This window comes from Actinomadura geliboluensis (genome assembly GCF_043197915.1).
GTDB classification, from domain to species: Bacteria; Actinomycetota; Actinomycetes; order Streptosporangiales; family Streptosporangiaceae; genus Spirillospora; species Spirillospora geliboluensis.
This window is the reverse complement of the sequence record NZ_JBICUA010000001.1, coordinates 154955-178351: the sequence shown is the minus strand read 5'-3', so window position 1 is coordinate 178351 and position 23397 is coordinate 154955. Positions and strand designations below refer to the sequence as shown.

Below are 23397 nucleotides of genomic sequence, written 5' to 3'. Positions count from 1 at the left end.
GGCGCTTCGTGCCCTGCGGGGCGGGGAGTTCTCCAGGGTCGCGCCCGCCCAGGCCTGGACACTTGTTATCCTGGTGGCCCGTGGACGATGAGCTCGTCCGCCTCATCACGACCACGGGAGCGCCTTCTTGCCTTCGGCAGCCACTGGTAGATCACGTCCTACCAAGCATCTCTTCGTCACCGGCGGTGTCGCCTCCAGCCTCGGCAAGGGACTGACGGCGTCCAGCCTGGGGCGGCTTCTCACGCTTCGCGGCCTCCGGGTCACCATGCAGAAGCTCGACCCGTACCTCAACGTCGACCCCGGCACCATGAACCCGTTCCAGCACGGCGAGGTGTTCGTCACCGACGACGGGGCCGAGACCGACCTCGACATCGGGCACTACGAGCGGTTCCTCGACACCGAGCTGCACGGGTCCGCGAACGTCACCACCGGGCAGGTCTACTCCAACGTGATCGCCAAGGAGCGGCGCGGGGAGTACCTCGGCGACACCGTGCAGGTGATCCCGCACATCACCAACGAGATCAAGGACCGGATCCGCGGGATGGCGGACGACACCGAGGTCGACATCGTCATCACCGAGGTCGGCGGGACGGTCGGCGACATCGAGTCGCTGCCGTTCCTGGAGTCGGTCCGCCAGATCCGGCACGAGATCGGCCGCGAGAACTGCTTCTTCCTGCACGTGTCGCTGCTGCCCTACATCGGCCCGTCCGGGGAGCTGAAGACCAAGCCGACGCAGCACTCGGTCGCCGCGCTGCGCTCCATCGGCATCCAGCCCGACGCGATCGTGTGCCGGTCGGACCGGCCGATCACCGACGGGCTCAAGCACAAGATCAGCCTGATGTGCGACGTGGACCGCGAGGCCGTGGTGTCGGCCGTGGACGCGGCGTCCATCTACGACATCCCGAAGGTGCTGCACTCCGAGGGCCTGGACGCCTACGTGGTGCGGCGGCTCGACCTGCCGTTCCGCGATGTCGACTGGGGCGCCTGGGACGAGCTGCTGCGCCGCGTCCACAAGCCCGCCCGCGAGGTCACGATCGCGCTGGTCGGCAAGTACATCGACCTCCCCGACGCCTACCTGTCGGTGACCGAGGCGCTGCGGCACGGCGGGTTCGGCAACGACGCCAGGGTCCGCATCCGCTGGGTGAAGAGCGACGACTGCGAGACCCCCGAGGGCGCCAAGCGGGAGCTGGACGGCGTCGACGGCGTGCTCATCCCCGGCGGGTTCGGGGTGCGCGGCATCGAGGGCAAGCTCGGCGCGGTGCGGCACGCCCGGGAGAACCGGATCCCGCTGCTCGGCATCTGCCTCGGCCTGCAGTGCATGGTGATCGAGGCGGCGCGCAACCTCGGCGGGCTCGCCGAGGCGGGCAGCGCCGAGTTCGACGCCACCACCGCGCACCCGGTCGTCGCGACGATGTCCGACCAGCTCGACGTCGTCGCCGGGGAGCGCGACATGGGCGGGACGATGCGGCTCGGCCTGTACCCGGCCGACCTCGCCGACGGCTCGGTCGTGCGGGAGCTGTACGGCGAGGCGAAGGTGTCCGAGCGGCACCGGCACCGCTACGAGGTCAACAACTCCTACCGCGACCGGCTGGAGGAGGCGGGGCTGCGGTTCTCCGGCCTGTCCCCGGACGGCCGCCTGGTGGAGTACGTGGAGCTGCCGCGCGAGCGGCACCCGTTCTTCGTCGGCACGCAGGCGCACCCGGAGTTCCGGTCCCGCCCGACGCGCCCGCACCCGCTGTTCACCGGGCTGGTCGCCGCCGCCCTGGACTACTCCGAGCAGCGCGCGGGCGACGCGTGAGCGGCGGCCTCGGGGTCGGCGACGTCCGCGACCGGCCCGAGCGCTGGACCGTCGCCGGGTCGTCGGCGGCGTTCCGCGGGCCGGTGTTCGGCGTCCGGCAGGACCGGGTGGAGATGCCGCGCGGCGACGGCACCGAGATCGTCCGCCGCGACGTGATCGAGCACATCGGCGCCGTCGGCGTCATCGCGCTCGACGACCGCGACCGGGTGCTGCTGCTGCGGCAGTACCGGCACCCGGTGGGGATGCTGCTGTGGGAGGGGCCCGCCGGGCTGCGGGACGTCGACGGCGAGCCGCTGCGCGCGCTCGCCGAGCGGGAGCTGCTGGAGGAGGCCGGGTACCGCGCCGAGCGCTGGGACACCCTGGTCGACGTGTTCACCTCGCCCGGCATGGCCGACGAGCGGGTCCGGATCTTCCTGGCCCGCGGCCTGACCGAGGTGCCCGCCGAGGAGATCGACTTCGAGCGGGTGCACGAGGAGGCCGACATGCCGGTCGTGTGGGTGCCGCTGGACGAGGCCGTCCGCAAGGTCCTGGCCGGCGACCTGCACAACATGGTCGCCTGCATGGGGGTGCTGGCGCTGCGCGCTGCGCGCGACACCGGCTTCCGGGACCTGCGGCCCGCGGACGCGCCCGAGGCCTGAGCCCGCGGCGCGCCCGGGGCAGAGCCCGCGGCGCGCCCGGGGGCCGGGCCCGCGGCGCGCCCGGGGGCCGGGCCCGCGGAGGTCCCCCTCGGGCCGCCGGACGGGGCATGATGGGCGGGACCCCGCAGTCCCCGGCCGGAACGAGGTGCCGCACTGTCCCCGAGCCCGTCCCCCCGGAGCGCCGCGCACGGCGCGGGCACGGCCTCCGCGCTCGACTCGGCCGTGCGGTCCTACCTGGGGCACCTGGCCGTCGAGCGGGGCCTCGCCGCGAACACGCTCAGCTCCTACCGCCGCGACCTGCGCCGCTACGCGCGGGCGCAGGACGCGCGCGGCCGCGCCGGCATCGGCGACATCACGGAGGAGGACGTCCGCGCGTTCCTGCTCGGGCTGCGGGAGGGCGACGCGGACCATCCGCCGCTGTCGGCGGGGTCGGCGGCGCGGGCGCTCGTCGCGGTGCGGGGCCTGCACCGGTTCGCGCTGCGGGAGGGCCTCGCCGCCCGCGACCCCGCGCACGACGTCAAGCCGCCGACGCCGCCGCGCCGGCTGCCGAAGGCGATCTCGCTGCCGGAGGTGGAGCGGCTGCTCGCGGCGGCGGCCGGCCCGTCCGGCGACCGCGGCGCGGCGCGCGGCCTGCGCGACCGGGCGCTGCTGGAGCTGCTCTACGGGTCGGGCGCGCGGATCTCCGAGGCCGTCGGCCTGGACGTCGACGACCTCGACCTGCGGGACGGGATCGCCCGCGTCGCCGGCAAGGGCGGCAAGGCCAGGGTCGTGCCGATCGGCGACTACGCACGCGAGGCCGTGGACGCCTACCTGGTGCGGGCGCGGCCCGAGCTGGCCGGGGCGGGGCGCGGCGGCCCGGCGCTGTTCCTCAACGCGCGGGGCGGGCGGCTGTCGCGCCAGGGCGCCTGGATGGTGCTGCGCGCCGCCGCCGACCGGGCGCAGCTGTCGGAGGTGTCGCCGCACACGCTGCGCCACTCGTTCGCGACGCATCTGCTGGACGGGGGAGCCGACGTCCGCGTCGTGCAGGAGCTGCTCGGGCACGCGTCGGTGACGACGACGCAGGTCTACACGCTGGTGACGGCGCAGTTGCTGCGGGAGGTCTACGCGACCTCGCACCCCCGCGCGAGGAGCTGACCGGGGGTGCGCATTCGGGGAGGAACGGGACGGACCGGTCGCGGCACAAATCGCGACGTTCGGCGCGCGTCGGCTTGTGGCCCGGGGTGGACGGCCCTAGAGTCCCCGTTCTGGATGGCATTTCCGGGCCGCCGGGGAGGGATCTGGTGACCAGCACAGACGGTGCGGAGGGAGTCCTTTCCTCCGCCACCATAGAGACCGATCCGAGCCGGGCCCTCGGGCCCACTCAGCGACCCGTGCCGGTGTTCCCCGAGCCGGAACCCCTGGCCGAGCACGGGCCCGCGCGGATCGTGGCCGTCTGCAACCAGAAGGGCGGCGTCGGCAAGACCACCACGACGATCAACCTGGGCGCGGCGCTCGCCGAGTACGGCCGCCGCGTGCTGCTCGTCGACTTCGACCCGCAGGGCGCCCTGTCGGTCGGCCTCGGCAAGGGCGACCCGCGCCAGCTCGACGTGACGATCCACAACCTGCTGCTCGAGCACGACACCGAGTGGGAGGACGTCGTCATCGAGACCGGCGTCGACGGGATGGACCTGCTGCCGAGCAACATCGACCTGTCCGGCGCGGAGGTCCAGCTCGTCCACGAGGTCGGGCGCGAGTACATCCTGCAGGGCGCGCTGAAGTCGGCGATCCCGCACTACGACTACATCCTCATCGACTGCCAGCCGTCGCTCGGCCTGCTCACGGTCAACGCGCTCGCCGCCAGCGAGGGCGTGCTGATCCCGCTGGAGTGCGAGTACTTCGCGATGCGCGGCGTCGCGCTGCTGATGGAGACGATCGACAAGGTCCAGGGCCGGATCAACCCGGAGCTGGTCATCGACGGCGTCCTCGGCACGATGTACGACTCGCGGACGCTGCACACCCGCGAGGTCCTCGGCCGCATCGTCGAGGCGTTCGGCGACAAGGTCTTCCACACCGTCATCAACCGGACGGTGCGGTTCCCGGACGCCACCGTCGCCGGCGAGCCGATCACGTTCTTCGACCCCAGTTCGATGGGGGCGAACGCCTACCGGAGCCTCGCCCGCGAGGTCCTCGTGCGGTGGGCCGAGGCGGAGTGATCCGGCCCGGCGTTCCCCGACCCCCCTGACGGAGCGCACATGGGACACCCCCCGCCCATCCCGTACGGCCCGCCGCCCGGCGCGCCGCCGCCGGCCGCGCCCCGCCGCGGGTCGGGGCCGCTGGTCTTCGTGCTGATCGCCGCGGCCGCCGCAGCGCTGCTGCTGATCGCCGGCACCGTCGCCTACGTCCTCACCCTCGGCGGCGACGACTCCGGGGCGGCCGCGTCCTCCGGGCCGGTCGACCTCCGCGAGCCGCTGACGTTCTCGCTGGTCGCCGAGGTGTCCCAGCCACCGTGCCGGCCCGGTGCCAGCGCCGTCGCCGGCGACGCGTCCTGCTACGCCTTCGGCGCCGACGAGCTGACCGTGCGCCGCCTGGAGGCGGTGAAGGCGGCGGCGCCCGACCCGGCGAGCGGCGCGACGGGCTGGACCGTCCAGCTGACGCTCACCGACGCCGATCGGCCCGGCTTCGCCGCGCTGACCGGCAAGGCCGCGCAGGGGTTCGCGAGCCAGTCGCCGAGCGGCCGGATGGGCATGCTCATCGGCGGGACGCTCATCTCCCCTCCCGCGCAGGTGATGCAGGCCATCACCGCCGGGCAGGTGCAGATCACCGGCCCCGCGGACACCTTCACCCGCGCCTACACCGAGGGGCTCGTCCGCCGGATGACCGGGCGGTAGCGCCCCGTCACCGCCCGTGACCGCCGATGGTGCGAGCGCAGCGCCGGGCATGGGACGATGTGGCCGGTGAGCACAGCGCGGGAGGAGTCCTCCGCCACCGTGAGCGACGTGGACGGCACGCCGCCCGAGCCGGGGCGGGAGGACGGGGAGCAGCAGGGCTTCCGCGTCCACCTGGACAACTTCGAGGGCCCGTTCGACCTGCTGCTCGGCCTGATCTCCAAGCACAAGCTCGACATCACCGAGGTGTCGCTGCACAAGGTCACCGACGACTTCATCGCGCACATCCGCTCCTACGGCCGGGAGTGGGACCTCGACCAGGCCAGCCACTTCCTGCTGGTCGCCGCGACCCTGCTCGACCTGAAGGCCGCCCGGCTGCTGCCGTCCGGCGAGGTCGACGACGAGGAGGACCTGGCGCTGCTGGAGGCCCGCGACCTGCTGTTCGCGCGGCTGCTGCAGTACCGCGCCTACAAGGAGGTCGCGAAGGTGCTCGCCGCGCGGATGGCCGAGGCGGGCCGGCGCTTCCCGCGGCTGGTGCCGATGGAGCCGCGGTTCGCGAACCTGCTGCCGGAGGTGCTGCTCGGCCTCGGCCCCGAGGAGTTCGCGCGACTCGCCGCGAAGGCCCTCGCCCCGAAGGCGCCGCCCGCGGTGTCGGTCGAGCACATGTACCAGCCGAAGGCCAGCGTGAAGGAGCAGGCCGCGATCGTCGTGGCGCTGCTGCGCCGGCTGCGCCGCACGACGTTCCGCGTCCTCGCCGCCGACGCGGAGGGCACCTACGAGGTCGTCGCGCGGTTCCTGGCGCTGCTGGAGCTGTACCGGGAGCAGGCCGTCCTGTTCGAGCAGGACGAGCCCCTCGGCGAGCTGCACGTGATCTGGACGGGCGCCGACGACGGCGACGTCGAGGTGGGCGACGATTACGAGGGCGCCCCGAAGAAGGACGGCGCGCGAGACGAGGGAGACGGGCGAGACGATGAGTGAGGACCCCGGCGCGCCGGCGCCGGAGCTCCCGGGGCTGCGCGCCTCGATCGAGGCGATCCTGCTGGTGGTGGACGAGCCGGTCACCGAGATGATGCTGGCGCAGCTGCTGGAGCGCCCCCGCGGCGAGGTCGCGGAGACGCTCCGGGAACTGGCCGCGGAATACACCGAGCAGGGCCGCGGGTTCGACCTCAGGGAGGTCGCCGGCGGGTGGCGGTTCTACACCCGGGACGTGTGCGCCCCGGTGGTGGAGCGGTTCGTCACCGACGGGCAGCAGGCGCGGCTGACGCAGGCCGCGCTGGAGACGCTCGCCGTCGTCGCCTACCGGCAGCCGGTGAGCCGCGCCCGCGTGTCGGCGATCCGCGGCGTCAACAGCGACGGCGTCATGCGGACGCTGACGCTGCGCGGCCTGATCGAGGACGCCGGCCAGGACCCGGAGTCGCAGGCGCACCTGTACCGCACGACCGGGTACTTCCTGGAGCGGCTCGGGCTCCGCGACCTCGACGAGCTCCCGGAGCTCGCCCCCTACCTGCCGGACGACCTGCCCGACGACATAGTGGACGATTGAGGATTTCCGTGAGTGAGAACGAGGGCGTGCGGCTGCAGAAGGTCCTGGCCGAGGCCGGGGTCGGCAGCCGCCGCCACTGCGAGGAGCTGATCGGCGAGGGCCGCGTCACCGTCGACGGGAAGAAGGTGTTCCGGTTCGGCGAGCGCGTCGACCCGCGGACCGCCGTCATCCACGTGGACGGCAAGCGCGTCGAGACCCGCGCCGAGATGCGGTACTACGCGATCAACAAGCCGCGCGGCGTGGTGTCCACGATGTCGGACGAGCGGGGCCGCAAGTCCCTCGCCGACTACGTGGAGGTCCCCGAGCGGCTGTTCCACGTCGGCCGGCTCGACACCGACACCGAGGGGCTGATCCTGCTCACCAACGACGGGGAGCTGGCGCACCGGCTGATGCATCCGTCGTTCGGCGTCGACAAGACCTACCTGGCGGAGATCCACGGCCCGATCCCGCGCGACCTCGGCAAGCGCTTGAAGGCCGGGGTGACGCTGGAGGACGGGCCCGCCAAGGCCGACCGGTTCCGCGTCTTCGACCAGGTCGGGCGGCGCGTCCTGGTGGAGATCACGCTGCACGAGGGGCGCAAGCACATCGTCCGGCGGCTGCTGAAGGAGGTCGGGTTCCCGGTCCAGCAGCTCGCCCGCATAGAGTTCGGCCCGATCAAGCTGGGCTCGCTGAAGCCGGGCGGGATGCGCGCGCTGAGCGTGCGGGAGATCGGCGAGCTCTACAAGGCCGTCGGGCTCTAGGGACACGGGAAGGGGAGGACGACTGTGGCGGTACGCGCGGTCCGCGGGGCGACGCAGATCGACGCCGACGACCGGGAGCAGCTCCTGGAGGCGACGACGGAGCTGGTCGCGGAGGTGATGGCCCGCAACGGGCTGAGCACCGACGACGTGATCAGCGTCATCTTCACGGTGACACCGGACCTGACGGCGGAGTTCCCGGCGCTCGCCGCCCGCAAGCTCGGCTTCCACGAGGTGCCGCTGCTGTGCGCGACCGAGATCGGCGTGCCCGGCGCGCTGCCCCGGGTGATCCGGCTGATGGCGCACATCGAGACCGCCCGCCCCCGCTCGGACGTCCAGCACGTCTACCTGCGCGGTGCGACGGCGCTCCGGCTCGACATCGCGCAGTAGCGCCCGAGCGGAGCGAGGCAGTGGGCGGGGCGCAGTAGCGCCCGAGCGGAGCGAGGCAGTGGGCGGGGCGCAGTAGGGTTTTCGGCGTGAGCGAGGACGTGGTGGCGCGGCGCATCGTCGTCGTCGGGACGGGGCTGATCGGGACGTCGATCGCCCTGGCGATGCGCGAGCGCGGCGCCGAGGTGCTGCTGACCGACCGGGACGCGGCGGCGCTGGCGCTGGCGGTGGAGCTGGGCGCCGGGGAGGCGCTGCCGGACGGGGCGCACGACGGGCCCGCCGACCTGGCGGTGCTGGCGGTGCCGCCGGCCGCGGTGGCGGTGACGCTGCTGGACGCGCAGAAGCGCGGTCTCGCGACCGCCTACACCGATGTGGCGAGCGTGAAGGCGCTGCCGCTGGCGCAGGCGGCGGAGCTGGGGTGCGACCTGACGACGTTCGTGGCGGGGCACCCCCTCGCCGGGAGCGAGCGGTCCGGGCCGAGCGCGGCGCGCGCCGACCTGTTCCTCGGCCGCCCGTGGGCGCTGTGCGCGCCCGCCGAGGCCACGCCGGAGACCGTCGACGCCGTCACGGGCCTGGCGAAGGCGTGCGGCGCGATGCCGGTGCGGGTGGACGCCGCCGAGCACGACCGCGCCGTGGCGCTCGTCTCGCACGGCCCGCACGTGGTGTCGGCGGCGGTCGCGGCCCGGCTGACGGGCGCCGACGACGTCGCGCTTGGCCTGGCCGGGCAGGGCGTCCGGGACGTCACCCGGATCGCGGCGAGCGACCCGCGGCTGTGGATCGGCATCCTGTCGGCGAACTCCCAGCCCGTCGCGGACGTGCTGGAGGCCGTCGCGACCGATCTCGCGGTGGCCGCGTCGCTGCTGCGCGACGGCAGCGAGGAGGCCGCCGCCCACGTGGCGGACCTGCTGCTGCGCGGGAACGCGGGCCGCTCCCGCATCCCCGGCAAGCACGGCGGCGACCAGCCCGCCTACGCGACCGTCCAGGTCGTCATCCCCGACCGCCCCGGCGAACTGGCGATGATCTTCCAGGCGGCGGGCATCGCGGGCGTCAACATCGAGGACGTGACGATCGAGCACTCACCGGGCCGCCCGCTGGGCGTCCTGGAACTGGCGGTGGTCCCCGAGGCCGCCGACCGCCTCGCCTCCGAGCTGCGTGCGCGGGGTTGGTCGGTGCCGGGGGCCTCCGGGGACCGGTAGCCTGGTTCGCCGGGGGAAATCGGGGGGCTCTGCGCCGTGCGGCGGGGGTCCGCCCGTGCTCGTCCGCCGGCCCGGGGCCGGCGGGTGCTCCGACGACGAAGAGAGGGAGCGATCGTGCCGCTCGTCATCGCCATGGACGGACCCTCCGGTTCGGGCAAGTCCAGCGCGTCCAAGGGCGCGGCCCGCGCGCTCGGGCTGCGGTACCTGGACACCGGTGCCATGTACCGCGCCATGACGTGGTGGATGCTGGACAACGGCGTGCCCGTGGAGGACGGCGCCGCCGTGGCGGCGCGCGCCCAGGAGCCGGAGATCGTGTCGGGCACCGATCCGGACGCGCCGGCGATCATGGTGGACGGCGCGGACGTGTCCGGGCCGATCCGCACCCGCGAGGTGACGAACGCGGTCAGCGCGGTCAGCGCCGTCCCGGCGGTGCGGGCCCGGCTGGTCGAGCTGCAGCGGGAGATCATCGGGGCCGGCGGGATCGTGGTGGAGGGGCGCGACATCGGCACGGTCGTCGCGCCGGACGCGGCGGTGAAGGTGTACCTGACGGCCAGTGAGGAGGCGCGGGCCGCGCGCCGGGCGAAGGACCTCGCGGCCGACCCGGGGGCGTCGGTGACGGTGACGCGGGCCGAGCAGGCGCGGCGGGACCGGCTGGACTCCACTCGGAAGGCGTCGCCGCTGACGAAGGCGGCGGGCGCGCATGAGATCGACTCGACGGAGCTGAGCCTCGCCGAGGTCATCGAGGCGGTCGTCCGCCTCGCCAAAGAGCATGAGTGAGGGGGCGGCCTGAGGGCCGCCCCGGGGACAGGGCAGTGAGCGATTACGAGATCGAAACGGTGGACGTCGTCGAGGACGTCGCCGCGGACGCGGGGCCGGCGCCGGTGGTGGCGGTGGTCGGGCGGCCGAACGTCGGCAAGTCCACCCTCGTCAACCGGATCCTCGGCCGCCGCGAGGCCGTCGTGGAGGACGTCCCGGGCGTGACCCGCGACCGGGTCGCCTACGACGCGTCGTGGAGCGGGCGCCGGTTCACCGTCGTCGACACCGGCGGGTGGCTGCCCGACTCGTCCGGCCTGGCCGCGGCGATCGCGGAGCAGGCGCGGCTGGCGGTCGAGCTGGCGGACGTGGTGATGTTCGTGGTCGACGCGACCGTGGGCGCGACCGACGTGGACGAGGCCGTGGTGGAGATCCTGCGCCGGGCCGGCAAGCCGGTGGTGCTGGTCGCCAACAAGGTCGACGACGCGGGCGCGGAGTCGGACGCGGCGCTGCTGTGGTCGCTCGGCATCGGCGAGCCGCACCCGGTGAGCGCGCTGCACGGGCGCGGCAGCGGCGACCTGCTCGACGCGGTGCTGGAGGCGCTGCCCGCGGAGCCGCCGGCGGAGACGTTCGGCGAGGCGGGCGGGCCGCGCCGGATCGCGCTGCTCGGCCGTCCGAACGTGGGCAAGTCGAGCCTGCTGAACAAGCTGGCGGGGGAGAACCGCGCGGTCGTGGACTCGGTGGCGGGCACGACCCGCGACCCGGTCGACGAGCTGATCGAGCTGGGCGGGGAGACCTGGCGGTTCATCGACACGGCCGGGATCCGGCGGCGGCACCGGGAGAACCAGGGCGCCGACTTCTACGCGACGCTGCGCACGCAGTCGGCGCTGGAGCGCGCCGAGGTCGCGGTGGTGCTGGTGGACGCCGACCAGCCGCTGGCGGAGCAGGACCTGCGGATCATCTCGATGGTGATCGACTCGGGCCGGGCGCTGGTGCTGGCCTACAACAAGTGGGACCTGCTGGACGAAGAGCGCCGCCACTACCTGGAGCGCGAGATCGACCGGCAGCTGCACAACGCGCGCTGGGCGCCGCGGGTGAACATCTCCGCGAAGACGGGCCGGCACGTGGAGAAGCTGGTGCCGGGCATCGAGACGGCCCTGGCGGGCTGGGAGATGCGGGTCCCGACGTCGAAGCTGAACCAGTTCTTCGCCGACCTGGTGAACTCCCACCCGCACCCGGTGCGGGGCGGCAAGCAGCCGCGCGTGCTGTTCGCGACGCAGGCGGGGGTGCGGCCGCCGCGGTTCGTGCTGTTCACCTCCGGGTTCCTGGAGGAGGGCTACCGGCGGTTCATCGAGCGGCGGCTGCGCGAGGAGTTCGGCTTCGACGGCACCCCGCTCGACATCACGATGAAGATCCGCGAGAAGCGCGGCAAGAACCGCAAATAGCGAAATATTCGGCGCGCGGCCCGTCCAGGATCTTTCCCGGACGGGCCGCGGCATGTCAGGATGCTCCTACGGACGCCGAGTAAGTCTTCCATTACTCGGGGATCCGCAACGGAACGTGGTGGACGTCCGGAGGGCCCCGGGGCCCCCGGGCATCAGGGCGCGGTCGAGGGGTGCGACGTGAAGCTCTTGCTGCTCATCTCCGTTGCTGTCGCCTGCGTGGCGCTCAGCTTCGCCTGGCGGGAGCCGTGGATCGGCGGCGTCGGCCTGCTGATCGCCTTCGTGGCGATGTTCACCGACCGCGACGACGTGCGGACGGACGACGAGCGCGGGAGCTACGAGACCACCAAGGCGGTCCGCAACATGCGCAGCCGCAACCGCCGTTAGCGTTCGTGGCGGCGCTTGCCCGCGATGGGCTCGTCGTGGCCTGCCTGCGGCTGCTGCGGCACGCGGCCGGTCTGGTTGTCCCGCGCGTAGCGGCCCTGCGCGATCGGCTGCGTGGCGGTCGCCCCGCCGGCGGCTCCGGCTCCGGCTCCGGCCCCGCCGGCCGTCCGCGCGGCCTCCCGCGCGCCGAGGACGGCGAACCGGCCGAGCGCGAGCGCGCCGAAGAACACGATGACCACGCCGAGTCCGGTGAAGCCGGCGAGCTGCTCGGCGATGATCTGGCCCCGCCCGGTGCCGAGGGGGAGGCCGATGCCCGTGACGTCCCACAGCCTGGCGATCAGTGGGCCGACGGCGAACCAGGCGCCGCCGAGCACGGCCAGCCAGCCGCCGAACATCGCGACCGCGCGGTTGGCGCTGAAGAGCAGGATGAGCCCGCCGAGGACGGTCGCGGCCGCCGGGGCGATGCTCAGGACGAGTCTGTCGGTGGTGTAGACCCAGGTGCTGTCTGGTGCGAAGCCGAAGCCGAAGTAGGGGCCGACGAAGGGCAGCAGGCCGCCCCACAGCCCCAGCAGGATCAGCATGACGCCGCTGAGGACGCCCCGGGTGCGAGGTGCTCGCATGATCCCAGTCATGATCAATCCTCCTGACCGGGCGTGTCCGGATTCTGTTTGAGTCACCGTTTACCCGGTGGGGGGCGACCCACACGGCTCAAAGACCCATACATGGCCAATAAGGGAGTATTTCCATGGAAAGCGGCATTGCGGTCGTTTATGCGCGCGAGGAGCCGCCGGACCGGTGGGACGCGGCCGTCTTCCTCGCCGGCCCCACCCCGCGTTCGCCCGGCGTCCCGTCCTGGAGGCCGGACGCGATCGCCGAGCTGGGCCGCCGGTGGCGGGAGCCGGGGCGGCTCGTGGTGTTCGTCCCGGAGGACCGGCGCGGCCGCTACCCCGACTACGAGGGGCAGGTGGACTGGGAGGAGCGCTGCCTGCACCTGTCCGACGAGGTGGTGTTCTGGGTGCCGCGCGACCCGGCCACCATGCCCGCGTTCACCACGAACGTCGAATGGGGGGCCTGGCACGACAGCGGCCGGGTGGTGTTCGGCGCACCGCCGGAGGCGCCGGGCAACCGCTACCTCCTCCACTACGCCGCAAAGTTCGGGGTGCCCACGGCGGCGGACCTGGGCGGGACGGTCGCGGCGGCGCTCGACCGGATCGGCGCGGGCGCGCCCCGGTCGGGCGGCGAGCGGGAGGTGCCGCTGCTGCTGTGGCGCGACGAGGCGTTCCAGTCCTGGTACGCGGGGCAGCGGGACGCGGGCAACGTGCTGCTCGGCGCGCGGGTGGTGTTCCGGTTCGACGTGTGCTGGGGCCTGCACGTCCGGGTGCGCGTCACCGCCGAGGACCGGGTGAAGGACAACGAGGTCGTCATCGGGCGGCCGGACGTCTCCGTCGTCGTCCTGTACCGGCGCGGCGCGACGCTCGATGACACGGAGGTGGTGCTCGTCCGCGAGTTCCGCAGCCCGTGCGCGGCCGGGTTCGTCCGCGAGGCGCCGGGCGGGTCCGGGAGGGGAGGGCCGGTGCGGACGGCGCTGGCGGAGGTCGCCGAGGAGACCGGGCTGGCGCTGGCGCCCGGCCGGCTGCGCGCCCACGGGGCGCGGCAGGTGAACGCGACGCTGTCGGCGCACCGCGCGCACCTGTTCTCCGCCGAGGTGACGGCGGACGAGCTGGAGCGGCTCCGGGCGTCCGGCCCGCACGGGGTGGCGGCGGACGGGGAGCGCACCTACGTGGAGGTCACCACGTTCGGGCGGCTCCGGCGGGAGCCGCCGGTCGACTGGGCGAACCTCGGAATGATCGCCGAGGTCCTGCTGGACGGACGCTGACCGCAGATGCAAGCCCTGAATGCCCATTCGGGTCGCAACATCCTGACATTGGGTGCGCTTCCCCTTGTATCTGCGGTTGGCTAGGCTGCCTCCGTGACCACGTTCAGGATCAGCGAGGCGGCGGCGCTGCTCGGCGTCAGCGCGGACACGGTCCGCCGCTGGGTGGACGGCGGGCGGCTCCCCGCGTCCCGGGACGAGCACGGCCACCGGCTCGTGCCGGGCGCCGAGCTCGCCGCCTTCGTACGGGACCAGGCGCGCGGGGCCGGGCCGCCGCCGTCCGACCAGCCGGAGCGGTTCTCCTCGGCGCGCAACCGGTTGCGGGGGATCGTCACCGACGTCGTGCGGGACGGGGTGATGGCGCAGGTGGAGATCCAGGCGGGCCCGTTCCGGGTCGTGTCGCTGATGAGCCGCGAGGCCGCCGACGACCTCGGCCTCCAGGTGGGCGTGGTCGCCGAGGCGGTGGTGAAGTCGACGAACGTCGTGGTCGAGGTCGCGGAACCGGGGGCATCGTGATCAAGAAGACGCTGTCGGCGGCGGCCCTCCTGCTCGTGGCCCTGGCGGGCTGCGGAGACGTCGATGAGGGGACGTCCGGGACGAGCGGCGGCGGGAAGGGCGGCGGGACGCTGACGGTCTTCGCGGCGGCCTCGCTCACCGAGACGTTCACCGCGCTCGGCAAGGAGTTCGAGCGGGCGCATCAGGGCGCGAAGGTCAGGTTCAACTTCGGCGGCAGCTCGACGCTCGCGCAGCAGATCACGCAGGGCGCCCCGGCGGACGTGTTCGCGTCCGCGAACCCCGCCACGATGAAGACGGTGACCGACGCCGGAGACGCCGCCGGGACGCCCCGGGTCTTCACCCGGAACCGCCTGGTCATCGCCGTCCCCGCGGACAATCCCGGCAAGGTGGCCGCGGTCGGCGACCTCGCCCGTCCCGGGCTGAAGGTCGTTCTGTGCGCCGTGCAGGTGCCGTGCGGGGCCGCCGCGAAGACCGCGCTCGGCGCGGCCGGGGTCGAGGTGCGGCCGGTGTCGCGGGAGAAGGACGTCAAGGCCGTCCTCACCAAGGTCGGGCTGGGCGAGGCCGACGCCGGGCTCGTCTACCGCACCGACGCCGAGGCCGCGGGCGGCAGGGTCCGGGCCATCGAGTTCCCGGAGGCGGCGAAGGCCGTCAACGACTACCCGATCGTCGAGGTCGCCAAGGCGCCGAACTCCGCTCTCGCCAAGGAGTTCATCGCGCTCGTGCTCGGGGAGCGGGGGCGGGCGGCACTGGCCGGGGCGGGCTTCGAGGCGCCGTGAGGCCGGCGGGGGAGGCCGACCGGCTGCCGGGACGGCCGCCGTGGGTCCTGCTGCTGCCCGCGCTCGCCGGGCTGGCGTTCCTGGTGCTGCCGCTGCTCGGGCTGCTCGTCCGCGCGCCCTGGTCGACGCTCGGCACCCGGCTCGCGCAGCCGCAGGTGCTGGACGCGCTGCGCCTGTCGCTCCTCAGCGCCACCCTCGCCACCTGCCTGTGCGTGGTGCTCGGGGTCCCGCTGGCCTGGACGCTGGCCCGCGTCCGGTTCCCCGGCGTCCGGCTCGTCCGCGCGCTGGTGACGGTGCCGCTGGTGCTGCCGCCGGTCGTCGGCGGCGTCGCGCTGCTGCTCGTCCTCGGGCGGCGCGGCCTGGTCGGCGGGTGGCTGGACGACGCGTTCGGGATCACGTTCCCGTTCACCACCGCCGGCGTCGTGCTGGCCGAGACGTTCGTCGCGATGCCGTTCCTGGTGATCAGCGTGGAGGGCGCGCTGCGCGCCGCCGACCTGCGCTACGAGGAGGCCGCGGCCACGCTCGGCGCCGGCCGCTGGACGGTGTTCCGCCGGGTCACCCTGCCGCTCGTCGCGCCCGGCGTGGCGGCGGGCGCGGTGCTGTGCTGGGCGCGGGCGCTGGGGGAGTTCGGCGCGACGATCACCTTCGCGGGCAACTTCCCGGGCCGGACGCAGACGATGCCGCTCGCCGTCTACCTCGCGCTGGAGACCGATCCGCAGGCCGCGATCGTGCTCAGCCTCGTCCTGCTGGCGGTGTCGGTGATCGTCCTGGCTGCGTTGCGGGACCGCTGGGTGGGGTCCACGTGAAGGGGCTGGACGCGCGGCTCGTGGTGCGGCGCGCGGCGTTCGACCTTGACCTGCCGCTCGCCGCCGCGCCCGGCGAGGTCGTGGCGCTGCTCGGCCCGAACGGCGCCGGGAAGAGCACCGCGCTGCGCGCGCTGGCCGGGCTCGTCCCGATGGCGGGCGGGCACGTCCGGCTGGACGGCGAGGACCTGCGCCCGCTGCCTCCGGACCGCCGCCGCATCGGCATGGTCTTCCAGGACTACCTGCTGTTCCCGCACCTCACCGTGCTGGAGAACGTCGCGTTCGGGCCGCGCTGCCGGGGCCTCGGCCGCCGCGCCGCGCGGCGGATCGCCGCCGGCTGGCTGGAGCGGGTGGGGCTGGCGGAGTACGCGCAGGCACGCCCGCGCGCGCTGTCGGGCGGGCAGGCGCAGCGGGTCGCGCTCGCCCGCGCGCTGGCCGTCGACCCGGGCCTGCTCCTGCTGGACGAGCCGCTCGCCGCCCTCGACGCCCACACCCGGCTGGAGATCAGGGCCGCGCTGCGCCGCCACCTCGCTGGGTTCGCGGGCGCGGCGGTGCTCGTCACCCACGACCCGCTGGACGCGATGGTGCTGGCCGACCGGATCGCGGTGGTCGAGGGCGGCAGGCTCGTCCAGGAGGGCCCGCCGGCGGACGTCGCGCGCCGTCCCCGCACCGACTACGTGGCCCGGCTCGTCGGGCTGAACCTGTACCGGGGACGGGCCGAGGGCGGGACGGTCGCGATCGGCGACGGCGGCGCGACCCTGGACACGGTGGACTCTCCCGGCGGTGAGGTCTTCATAGCCTTCGCGCCGTCCTCGGTGGCGCTGTACCGGACGCGTCCGGACGGCAGCCCCCGCAACCTGTGGCGCGCCCGCGTGGCCGCGGTCGAACGGCACGGGGACCGGGTCCGGGTGCGCCTCTCCGGGCCGCCTTTCGACGCCGTCGCGGACGTGACTCCGGCCGCCGTCGCGGAACTCGAATTGTCGGAGGGGACGGCTGTGTGGGCCGCTGTCAAGGCCACGGAGACCCACGTTTACCCAGCTTGAGGCGGCTCGCGGGGACGTACGGGGAGGTGGCGGGCATCACGTCCGGTTTCGCGTGAGAACAATCACAAAGCGGGCATAGCCCCGCAAAAGCGGACGTGATTGGTCCAGACCAAATGGCAAAAACGTCGGGTCTTGTTCATCATGCAAAGATCCTGCGAACAGCTGAAGGAGTAGCCCGTGTCCATCCAGGTCCCCGGCCTCGACCAGGCCCCAACCGGCCACACCGAACTGATTGAGTGGGTGCGCGGGATCGCCGAGCTGACCAGGCCGGACCGCGTCGAGTGGTGCGACGGCTCGGACGAGGAGTGGGAGCGGCTCACCGGCCTCCTCGTCGAACAGGGCACGCTGACCCGCCTCGACCCGGCCAAACGGCCGAACAGCTTCCACGCCGCGTCCGACCCCACCGACGTCGCCCGCGTCGAGGACCGCACGTTCATCTGCTCCGAGAAGGAGGAGGACGCCGGTCCCACCAACAACTGGATCGCGCCCGGCGAGATGAAGGAGACCCTGAACGGGCTCTTCGACGGCTGCATGAAGGGCCGCACCATGTACGTGGTGCCCTTCTGCATGGGCCCGCTCGGCGGCAGCATCTCCCAGCTCGGCGTCGAGATCACCGACTCCGCCTACGTCGCCGTGTCGATGAAGATCATGACGCGGATGGGCGCGGGCGCGCTGCGGCTCATCGAGGAGCGCGGCTCCTTCGTCAAGGCCGTCCACTCGGTCGGCGCGCCGCTGGAGCCCGGCCAGGCGGACGTCAAGTGGCCCTGCAACTCCACCAAGTACATCACCCACTTCCCCGAGACCCGGGAGATCTGGTCCTACGGGTCCGGCTACGGCGGCAACGCCCTGCTGGGCAAGAAGTGCTACGCGCTGCGCATCGCCTCCACGATGGCCCGCGACGAGGGCTGGATGGCCGAGCACATGCTCGTCCTGAAGCTGACCCCGCCCACCGGCGAGACCCGCTACGTCGCCGCCGCGTTCCCGTCCGCGTGCGGCAAGACCAACCTCGCCATGCTGGAGCCGACCATCCCCGGCTGGAAGGTCGAGACCATCGGCGACGACATCGCCTGGATGCGGTTCGGCGACGACGGCCGGCTCTACGCGATCAACCCGGAGGCCGGCTTCTTCGGCGTCGCGCCAGGCACCGGCGAGAGCACCAACGCCAACGCCGTGAAGACCCTGTGGGGCAACAGCATCTTCACCAACGTCGCGCTCACCGACGACGGCGACGTGTGGTGGGAGGGCCTCACCGACGAGCCGCCCGCGCACCTCACCGACTGGAAGGGCAACGACTGGACGCCGGAGTCGCAGACCCCGGCCGCCCACCCGAACGCCCGCTTCACCACCCCGGCCGGGCAGTGCCCGATCATCGCCGACGAGTGGGAGGACCCGAAGGGCGTCCCGATCTCGGCGATCCTGTTCGGCGGCCGGCGCGCCTCCGCCGTCCCGCTCGTCACCGAGTCCTTCGACTGGCAGCAGGGCGTGTTCCTCGGCGCCAACATCGCGTCCGAGAAGACCGCCGCCGCCGAGGGCGCCGTCGGCGAGCTGCGCCGCGACCCGTTCGCCATGCTGCCGTTCTGCGGCTACAACATGGGCGACTACTTCGGCCACTGGCTCGACATCGGCAAGGCCACCGACCCGGAGAAGCTGCCCCGGATCTACTACGTCAACTGGTTCCGCAAGAACGCCGACGGCAAGTTCATCTGGCCCGGCTTCGGCGAGAACAGCCGCGTGCTGAAGTGGATCGTCGAGCGGCTCAACGGCAAGGCCGACGCCGCCAAGTCCCCGATCGGCCACCTGCCGACCCGGGAGGCGCTCGACACCGACGGCCTCACCATCGACGACGCCGACCTGGAGACGCTCCTGTCGGTCGACACCGAGGTGTGGAAGCAGGAGGCCGCGCTCGTGCCGGAGTTCTTCGAGAAGTTCGGCGACCACCTGCCGCAGCCGCTGTGGGACGAGTACAACGACCTGGTGCGCCGCCTGGAGCACTGACCCGCCGCACGGCACCCGCGTGACACCGGGGCCGGGCGCGGACTTTACGCAGTCCGCGCCCGGCCTTGGCGCTGCCGCGACCGTGCAGGGGCTAGCACTGGGAGAAGTCCGACCCGGGAGGCCCCGCATGTTCGACCTCATGACGCGCCACTGGTGGGTGCTGGCGGTGCGCGGCGCGTTCGCGATCCTGTTCGGCATCGTCGCGCTGGTCTGGCCCGGCATCACCGTGTTCGCGCTGGTGCTGCTGTTCGGCGCGTACGCGCTGGCGGACGGCGTCGTCGCTGTGACGCAGGCGTTCCGCGGCACCACCGGCGGCCCGCGCGGCCTGCTGGCGGTGTCCGGGGTCGCCGGGATCGCGCTCGGCATCGCCGCGCTGGTGTGGCCGGGCATCACCGCGTTCGTCCTGCTGATGCTGATCGCCGCGTGGGCGGTCGCGACCGGCCTGCTGGAGATCATCGTCGCGGTGGCGCTGCGCCGGGAGCTGCGCGGCGAATGGGCGTACGTGCTGACCGGGGCGATCTCGCTGCTGTTCGGCATCCTGCTGTTCGCCTGGCCGGTCTCCGGCGCGATCGCGGTGGTCTGGCTGATCGGGCTCCTCGCGATCCTGTCGGGCGCCGCCCTGCTCGGCGCCGCGTTCCGGCTCCGGCAGCTGGGCCGGACGGCCGAGCGGATGGGCGGGGCGCGCGCCCCCTACCCGCGCTGACCGGCGGGCCCGTCCCGGCCGGGCAGCTGGACCGCGGTCGAGGCCGCATAGGATGCGGGCCATGACGCGGCTGGAGCACCGGGTGCACGAACTGACCGTCGGGCAGCTCGCCGAACGGAGCGGCGTGGCCGTCTCGGCGCTGCACTTCTACGAGTCCAAGGGCCTGATCAGCAGCCGCCGGACGGCCGGCAACCAGCGCCGGTTCAGCCGCGACACGCTCCGCCGGGTCTCGTTCATCAAGGTCTCGCAGCGCGTCGGGATCCCGCTCGGCGACATCCGCGACGCGCTCGCCACCCTCCCCGAGGAGCGCACTCCGACCGTCGCCGACTGGGCGCGGCTCTCCGAGCTGTGGCGCGGCGACCTCGACGCCCGCATCCGGCAGCTGGAACGGCTCCGCGACGACCTCACCGACTGCATCGGCTGCGGCTGCCTGTCGCTGAAGAAGTGCGCCCTCGCCAACCCCTACGACCGGCTCGGCGACGAGGGGCCGGGGCCGCGCCGGCTCCTCACCGGGCGCACCGCCGCCGCCGACGCCCCGGGCCCCGCCGCACCCTCGGGCGCGGCGGGGAGCGCGCCGGACGGGCCGCCGCCGGAGTGCGCGGCGCCCTGCGCCCCGGAGAGCGACCCGGCCGCCCGCTAGCTAGCGGCGGCGCTGGGCCCGGACGTGCGGGTCGAACCGGCGCGGCGCCGGCTCGCGGCCGGCCGGCTGGGTCGGCGCCGGGCGCGCCGGGATCAGCTCGATCGGCAGGTCCACCGCGTCGTCGCCCAGCGTGAACCGCTCGCCGTGGTGCCACAGCGGCAGGCCCGGGCCGTCCAGCAGCTCGTAGCGGGCCTCCTCTGCGGTCACCCCGACCTTGATCAGGTTGCCGCGGTAGCGCATCCGGAACGTCAGCCGGCTGATCCCGCCCGGCAGCCGCGGCGCGAACTTCAGCTCGCCCTTGCCGGCCCGCATCCCGCCGAACCCGGCGACGAGACCGCTCCACGCCCCCGCCATCGAGGCGATGTGCAGCCCGTCGCGGGTGTTGCGGTTCAGGTCGTGCAGGTCCATCAGGGCGGTCTCGCCGAGGTAGTCGTGCGCCAGCTCCAGCTGCCCGACCTCCGCCGCGACGACCGCCTGCGTCTGCGCCGACAGCGAGGAGTCGCGGACGGTGAGCCCCTCGTAGTAGCAGAAGTCGCGCTCCTTCTGCTCGTCGGTGAACGCCTCCCCGCACAGGTGCAGGGCCAGCACGAGGTCGGCCTGCTTGACGACCTGCTTGCGGTACAGGTCGAAGTACGGGTAGTTCAGCAGCAGCGGGTAGTGGTCGGGCTTGGTGGACGCGAAGTCCCACCGGGCGTGGTTGGTGAAGCTCTCGCTCTGCGGGTGGACGCCGAGCCGCTCGTCGTAGGGGATCAGCATGGCCGCCGCCGCGTCCCGCCACGACGCGGCCTCCTCGGCGTTCACCCCGAGCCGGTCGGCCACGTCCGGATGGCGCATCGCCATCTCGGCGGCCTCCTGCAGGTTCCGGCGCGCCATCAGGTTGGTGTAGACGTTGTTGTCGACGATCGCGCTGTACTCGTCCGGGCCGGTGACGCCGTCGATGCGGAACACGCCGCCGACGTCGTGGTGGCCGAGGCTGCGCCACAGCCGCGCCGTCTGCACCAGGATGTCGAGGCCGATCTCCCGCTCGAACTGCTCGTCCCGCGTCGCGTCCACGTACCGGACGATCGCGTCGGAGATGTCGGCGTTGATATGGAACGCCGCCGTCCCGGCGGGCCAGTAGCCCGAGCACTCCTGGCCGCGGATCGTCCGCCACGGGAACGTCGCGCCGTCCAGGCCGAGCTGCCGGGCGCGCTCGCAGGCCAGCGGCAGCGTCATGTGCCGCCAGGCCAGCGCGTCGGCCGCCGCGCTGGGGGAGGTGTAGGTCAGCACGGGCAGCACGAACGTCTCGGTGTCCCAGAACGCGTGCCCGTCGTAGCCCGGACCCGTCAGCCCCTTGGCCGGGATCATGCGGCGCTCTGCGCGCGCGCCCGCCTGAAGGATGTGGAACAGCCCGAACCGGACCGCCTGCTGGATCTCCGCGTCGCCCTCGATCTCGACGTCCGCGCCCTCCCAGAACGCGTCGAGATAGGCGCGCTGCTCGGCGAGCAGGCCCTCCCAGCCGGTCTGCCGCGCGCCCGCCAGCGCCCCGACCACCTGGTCGTGCAGCGCGGGCCGGGACCGGCGGCTCGACCAGCCGTAGGCGATGTACTTGACGATGCGCAGCTTCTGCCCCGGCTCCAGCCGGGTCGCGACCGTCAACCGGCCCACGTCGGGGGCGCTCTCGGTCTCCACCCGCATCGACTCCGGGCCCTCGATGTCGTGCGACATGCCGGCGCCCATCCGCAGCCCGCTGCGCCGCGTCCGGTGCAGCAGCAGCACCTTCGTGCCGTTGGCGAAGTGCTCCTCGCTGACGAGGGGGCTGTCCAGGATCGCCGAGGCGCGCGGGTCCTTGCCGCCGCCGGGCAGCGCCTCGTTGGCCACCAGCTCCGACTGGGCGACCACCCGCACCGAGCCGTCCACCGGCTCGACCTCGTAGCAGATCGCCGCGATCGCCCGCTGCGTCAGCGACACCAGCCGCACCGAGGTGACCCGGATCGTCTTGTCGGCGGGGGACGTCCACTCCACCTGCCGGGTCAGCGTGCCCTCGCGCATGTCCAGCACCCGCTCGTGGTGGTGGACGCGGCCGTAGCGCACGTCGAGCGGCTCGTCGTCCACCAGCAGCCGGATCACCTTGCCGTTGGTGACGTTGATGACCGTCTGCCCCGACTCCGGGTACCCGTAGGCGGTCTCGGCGTGCGGCAGCGGCCGCTGCTCGTAGAACGAGTTCAGGTACGTGCCCGGCAGCCCGTGCGGCTCGCCCTCGTCGAGGTTGGCGCGCATGCCGAGATGGCCGTTGGACAGCGCGAACACCGACTCGCCCTGGGCCAGCCGGTCCAGCCGGAGCTCCGGTTCGCGCACGCACCACGGCTCCACCATGAACACCGGCCGGTCGGCGGCGCTCTGCCCCTTCAGCTCCGTCACTCGCCCTCCAGCAGCTCGGAGAGGTCGTCGACCACCACGTCGGCGCCGTGCTCGGCCAGCGCCTTCGCGTGCGCGTCGCCGACCCGGTTGACACCCACCACATAGGCGAACCCGCCGGCCCGGCCCGCCTGCACGCCCGCGAGCGCGTCCTCGAACACCACCGCCCGCGCCGCCTCGACGCCCAGCTCCCGCGCGCCCGCGAGGAACATGTCGGGGGCGGGCTTGCCGGGCAGGTGCCGCTCGGCGGCGACGACGCCGTCCACCCGCGCGTCGAACAGGTCGGCGATCCCGACCGTCGCCAGCACCTGGACGGTGTTGGCGCTCGACGACACCACCGCCGTCCTCAGCCCGGCCTTGCGCGCCGCGCGGACGTAGTCGATCGACCCGTCGAACGTCTCGACGCCCTTCTCCTCGATCAGCTTCAGCACCAGCGCGTTCTTGCGGTTGCCCAGGCCGCGGACCGTCTCCTTCTCCGGCGGGTCGCCGGGATCGCCCTCCGGGAGGGTGATGCCCCGCGACTCCAGGAACGAACGCGTCCCGTCCTCGCGCTTCTTGCCGTCGACGTACCGGCCGTAGTCGTGCACCGGGTCGAACTCGGTGAAGGGCTCGCCCGTCCGTTCGGAACGTTCCCGCAAGTAGCCGTCGAACATCTCCTTCCACGCCGCGGCGTGGACGGACGCCGTCCGGGTCAGCACCCCGTCGAGATCGAAGAGACACGCCGCCGCCTCGTCCGGCAGTCCCAGCATCCGCACCCCCTGGAATGTCACCATCGAAGTGAAGGTTGACGATGATCTGTACCGCGCGACCCGTTCCCGCGCCGAGCCCGGGCACACCGGTCCGGCACTCGAACAGAGGGATCATGCCCCGCGTACAACCCCTCGGTCAGGGTCGCACACGAGGAGGAGT

At 73.5% G+C, this 23397-nt stretch carries 24 protein-coding genes; 21 read left to right on the top strand and 3 right to left on the bottom strand.

Annotated elements, in window-relative coordinates:
• Positions 1-127 precede the first annotated feature (127 nt).
• The 13 genes from ACGFI1_RS00880 to ACGFI1_RS00820 all read left to right on the top strand — a co-directional run bounded on the left by ACGFI1_RS00880 (position 128) and on the right by ACGFI1_RS00820 (position 11745).
• Positions 128-1798: a CTP synthase gene (locus tag ACGFI1_RS00880; RefSeq protein WP_138641437.1), complete on the top strand. Its 1671-nt coding sequence runs from the start codon at positions 128-130 to the stop codon at positions 1796-1798.
• Positions 1795-2436, top strand: a complete 642-nt coding sequence (locus ACGFI1_RS00875) for an NUDIX domain-containing protein (protein ID WP_386868584.1) — start codon at positions 1795-1797, stop codon at positions 2434-2436. The genes ACGFI1_RS00880 and ACGFI1_RS00875 overlap by 4 nt, the downstream gene beginning before the upstream one ends.
• A gap of 222 nt (positions 2437-2658) precedes the next feature.
• On the top strand, positions 2659-3570 hold the full coding sequence (locus ACGFI1_RS00870) for a site-specific tyrosine recombinase XerD (RefSeq protein ID WP_392781723.1): 912 nt from the start codon (positions 2659-2661) through the stop codon (positions 3568-3570).
• 191 nt (positions 3571-3761) lie between these two features.
• Positions 3762-4628, top strand: coding sequence for a ParA family protein (locus ACGFI1_RS00865; protein ID WP_386869063.1), 867 nt, complete (start codon positions 3762-3764; stop codon positions 4626-4628).
• Between the two features lie 39 nt (positions 4629-4667).
• Positions 4668-5303: a hypothetical protein gene (locus ACGFI1_RS00860; RefSeq protein ID WP_386868573.1), complete on the top strand. Its 636-nt coding sequence runs from the start codon at positions 4668-4670 to the stop codon at positions 5301-5303.
• A gap of 99 nt (positions 5304-5402) precedes the next feature.
• The gene (locus ACGFI1_RS00855) at positions 5403-6278 is read left to right on the top strand and encodes a segregation and condensation protein A (protein ID WP_387068667.1); all 876 of its coding nucleotides are present in this window, start codon (positions 5403-5405) and stop codon (positions 6276-6278) included.
• Positions 6271-6843: an SMC-Scp complex subunit ScpB gene (scpB, locus tag ACGFI1_RS00850; RefSeq protein ID WP_301175758.1), complete on the top strand. Its 573-nt coding sequence runs from the start codon at positions 6271-6273 to the stop codon at positions 6841-6843. The genes ACGFI1_RS00855 and scpB overlap by 8 nt, the downstream gene beginning before the upstream one ends.
• Before the next feature lie 8 nt (positions 6844-6851).
• Positions 6852-7583 (top strand): pseudouridine synthase, encoded by a 732-nt coding sequence (locus ACGFI1_RS00845; RefSeq protein ID WP_386868571.1) that lies wholly within the window; start codon positions 6852-6854, stop codon positions 7581-7583.
• Between the two features lie 24 nt (positions 7584-7607).
• Positions 7608-7970, top strand: coding sequence for a chorismate mutase (aroH, locus tag ACGFI1_RS00840; protein ID WP_392781720.1), 363 nt, complete (start codon positions 7608-7610; stop codon positions 7968-7970).
• An 86-nt stretch (positions 7971-8056) separates the two neighbouring features.
• Positions 8057-9163, top strand: coding sequence for a prephenate dehydrogenase (locus ACGFI1_RS00835; RefSeq protein WP_301175761.1), 1107 nt, complete (start codon positions 8057-8059; stop codon positions 9161-9163).
• A gap of 114 nt (positions 9164-9277) precedes the next feature.
• Positions 9278-9940 carry a (d)CMP kinase gene (cmk, locus tag ACGFI1_RS00830; protein ID WP_392781718.1) on the top strand — a complete coding sequence of 221 codons (663 nt, stop codon included), beginning with the start codon at positions 9278-9280 and terminating at the stop codon, positions 9938-9940.
• Positions 9941-9975: 35 nt separating this feature from the next.
• A complete protein-coding gene (der, locus tag ACGFI1_RS00825) occupies positions 9976-11361 on the top strand; it encodes a ribosome biogenesis GTPase Der (RefSeq protein WP_386868567.1) in 1386 nt (461 codons plus the stop codon).
• A gap of 177 nt (positions 11362-11538) precedes the next feature.
• Complete coding sequence (locus ACGFI1_RS00820) at positions 11539-11745, top strand: hypothetical protein (protein WP_387068629.1); 207 nt, start codon at positions 11539-11541, stop codon at positions 11743-11745.
• Here the strand turns inward: ACGFI1_RS00820 and ACGFI1_RS00815 are convergent.
• Complete coding sequence (locus ACGFI1_RS00815; RefSeq protein WP_392781715.1) at positions 11742-12362, bottom strand: hypothetical protein; 621 nt, start codon at positions 12360-12362, stop codon at positions 11742-11744. The genes ACGFI1_RS00820 and ACGFI1_RS00815 overlap by 4 nt on opposite strands.
• 125 nt (positions 12363-12487) lie before the next feature.
• Here ACGFI1_RS00815 and ACGFI1_RS00810 point away from each other — a divergent pair, with 125 nt between their 5' ends.
• The 8 genes from ACGFI1_RS00810 (at position 12488) to soxR (ending at position 20091) form a co-directional block, all read left to right on the top strand.
• On the top strand, positions 12488-13618 hold the full coding sequence (locus ACGFI1_RS00810; protein ID WP_392781712.1) for a nucleoside 2-deoxyribosyltransferase domain-containing protein: 1131 nt from the start codon (positions 12488-12490) through the stop codon (positions 13616-13618).
• A gap of 93 nt (positions 13619-13711) precedes the next feature.
• Positions 13712-14131, top strand: coding sequence for a TOBE domain-containing protein (locus ACGFI1_RS00805; protein ID WP_386868561.1), 420 nt, complete (start codon positions 13712-13714; stop codon positions 14129-14131).
• Positions 14131-14907 carry a molybdate ABC transporter substrate-binding protein gene (gene modA / locus ACGFI1_RS00800; protein WP_392783199.1) on the top strand — a complete coding sequence of 259 codons (777 nt, stop codon included), beginning with the start codon at positions 14131-14133 and terminating at the stop codon, positions 14905-14907. The genes ACGFI1_RS00805 and modA overlap by 1 nt, the downstream gene beginning before the upstream one ends.
• Positions 14904-15713 carry an ABC transporter permease gene (locus ACGFI1_RS00795; RefSeq protein ID WP_138636857.1) on the top strand — a complete coding sequence of 270 codons (810 nt, stop codon included), beginning with the start codon at positions 14904-14906 and terminating at the stop codon, positions 15711-15713. The genes modA and ACGFI1_RS00795 overlap by 4 nt, the downstream gene beginning before the upstream one ends.
• Positions 15710-16753: an ABC transporter ATP-binding protein gene (locus tag ACGFI1_RS00790; protein WP_392781707.1), complete on the top strand. Its 1044-nt coding sequence runs from the start codon at positions 15710-15712 to the stop codon at positions 16751-16753. Before ACGFI1_RS00795 ends, ACGFI1_RS00790 begins: the two co-directional genes overlap by 4 nt.
• 177 nt (positions 16754-16930) lie before the next feature.
• Positions 16931-18748 carry a phosphoenolpyruvate carboxykinase (GTP) gene (locus ACGFI1_RS00785; protein WP_138636855.1) on the top strand — a complete coding sequence of 606 codons (1818 nt, stop codon included), beginning with the start codon at positions 16931-16933 and terminating at the stop codon, positions 18746-18748.
• Positions 18749-18875: 127 nt separating this feature from the next.
• A complete protein-coding gene (locus tag ACGFI1_RS00780; protein WP_386868556.1) occupies positions 18876-19451 on the top strand; it encodes an HdeD family acid-resistance protein in 576 nt (191 codons plus the stop codon).
• Between the two features lie 61 nt (positions 19452-19512).
• Positions 19513-20091 carry a redox-sensitive transcriptional activator SoxR gene (gene soxR, locus ACGFI1_RS00775; protein ID WP_392739172.1) on the top strand — a complete coding sequence of 193 codons (579 nt, stop codon included), beginning with the start codon at positions 19513-19515 and terminating at the stop codon, positions 20089-20091.
• Here the strand turns inward: soxR and ACGFI1_RS00770 are convergent, their stop codons facing one another.
• Both ACGFI1_RS00770 and ACGFI1_RS00765 read right to left on the bottom strand, forming a co-directional pair.
• A complete protein-coding gene (locus ACGFI1_RS00770; RefSeq protein ID WP_386868552.1) occupies positions 20092-22491 on the bottom strand; it encodes a glycoside hydrolase family 65 protein in 2400 nt (799 codons plus the stop codon).
• On the bottom strand, positions 22488-23261 hold the full coding sequence (locus ACGFI1_RS00765; RefSeq protein ID WP_240807648.1) for an HAD family hydrolase: 774 nt from the start codon (positions 23259-23261) through the stop codon (positions 22488-22490). Before ACGFI1_RS00765 ends, ACGFI1_RS00770 begins: the two co-directional genes overlap by 4 nt.
• Positions 23262-23397: the final 136 nt, after the last annotated feature.

What these genes read in the sequence shown, in the direction of transcription:
- ACGFI1_RS00765 (WP_240807648.1), bottom strand. Translation starts at nt 23,261, where the DNA reads ATGGTGACATTCCAGGGGGTGCGGATGCTGGGACTGCCGGACGAGGCG.
- scpB (WP_301175758.1), top strand. Translation starts at nt 6,271, where the DNA reads ATGAGTGAGGACCCCGGCGCGCCGGCGCCGGAGCTCCCGGGGCTGCGC.
- ACGFI1_RS00780 (WP_386868556.1), top strand. Translation starts at nt 18,876, where the DNA reads ATGTTCGACCTCATGACGCGCCACTGGTGGGTGCTGGCGGTGCGCGGC.
- soxR (WP_392739172.1), top strand. Translation starts at nt 19,513, where the DNA reads ATGACGCGGCTGGAGCACCGGGTGCACGAACTGACCGTCGGGCAGCTC.
- ACGFI1_RS00810 (WP_392781712.1), top strand. Translation starts at nt 12,488, where the DNA reads ATGGAAAGCGGCATTGCGGTCGTTTATGCGCGCGAGGAGCCGCCGGAC.
- ACGFI1_RS00860 (WP_386868573.1), top strand. Translation starts at nt 4,668, where the DNA reads ATGGGACACCCCCCGCCCATCCCGTACGGCCCGCCGCCCGGCGCGCCG.
- ACGFI1_RS00815 (WP_392781715.1), bottom strand. Translation starts at nt 12,362, where the DNA reads ATGCGAGCACCTCGCACCCGGGGCGTCCTCAGCGGCGTCATGCTGATC.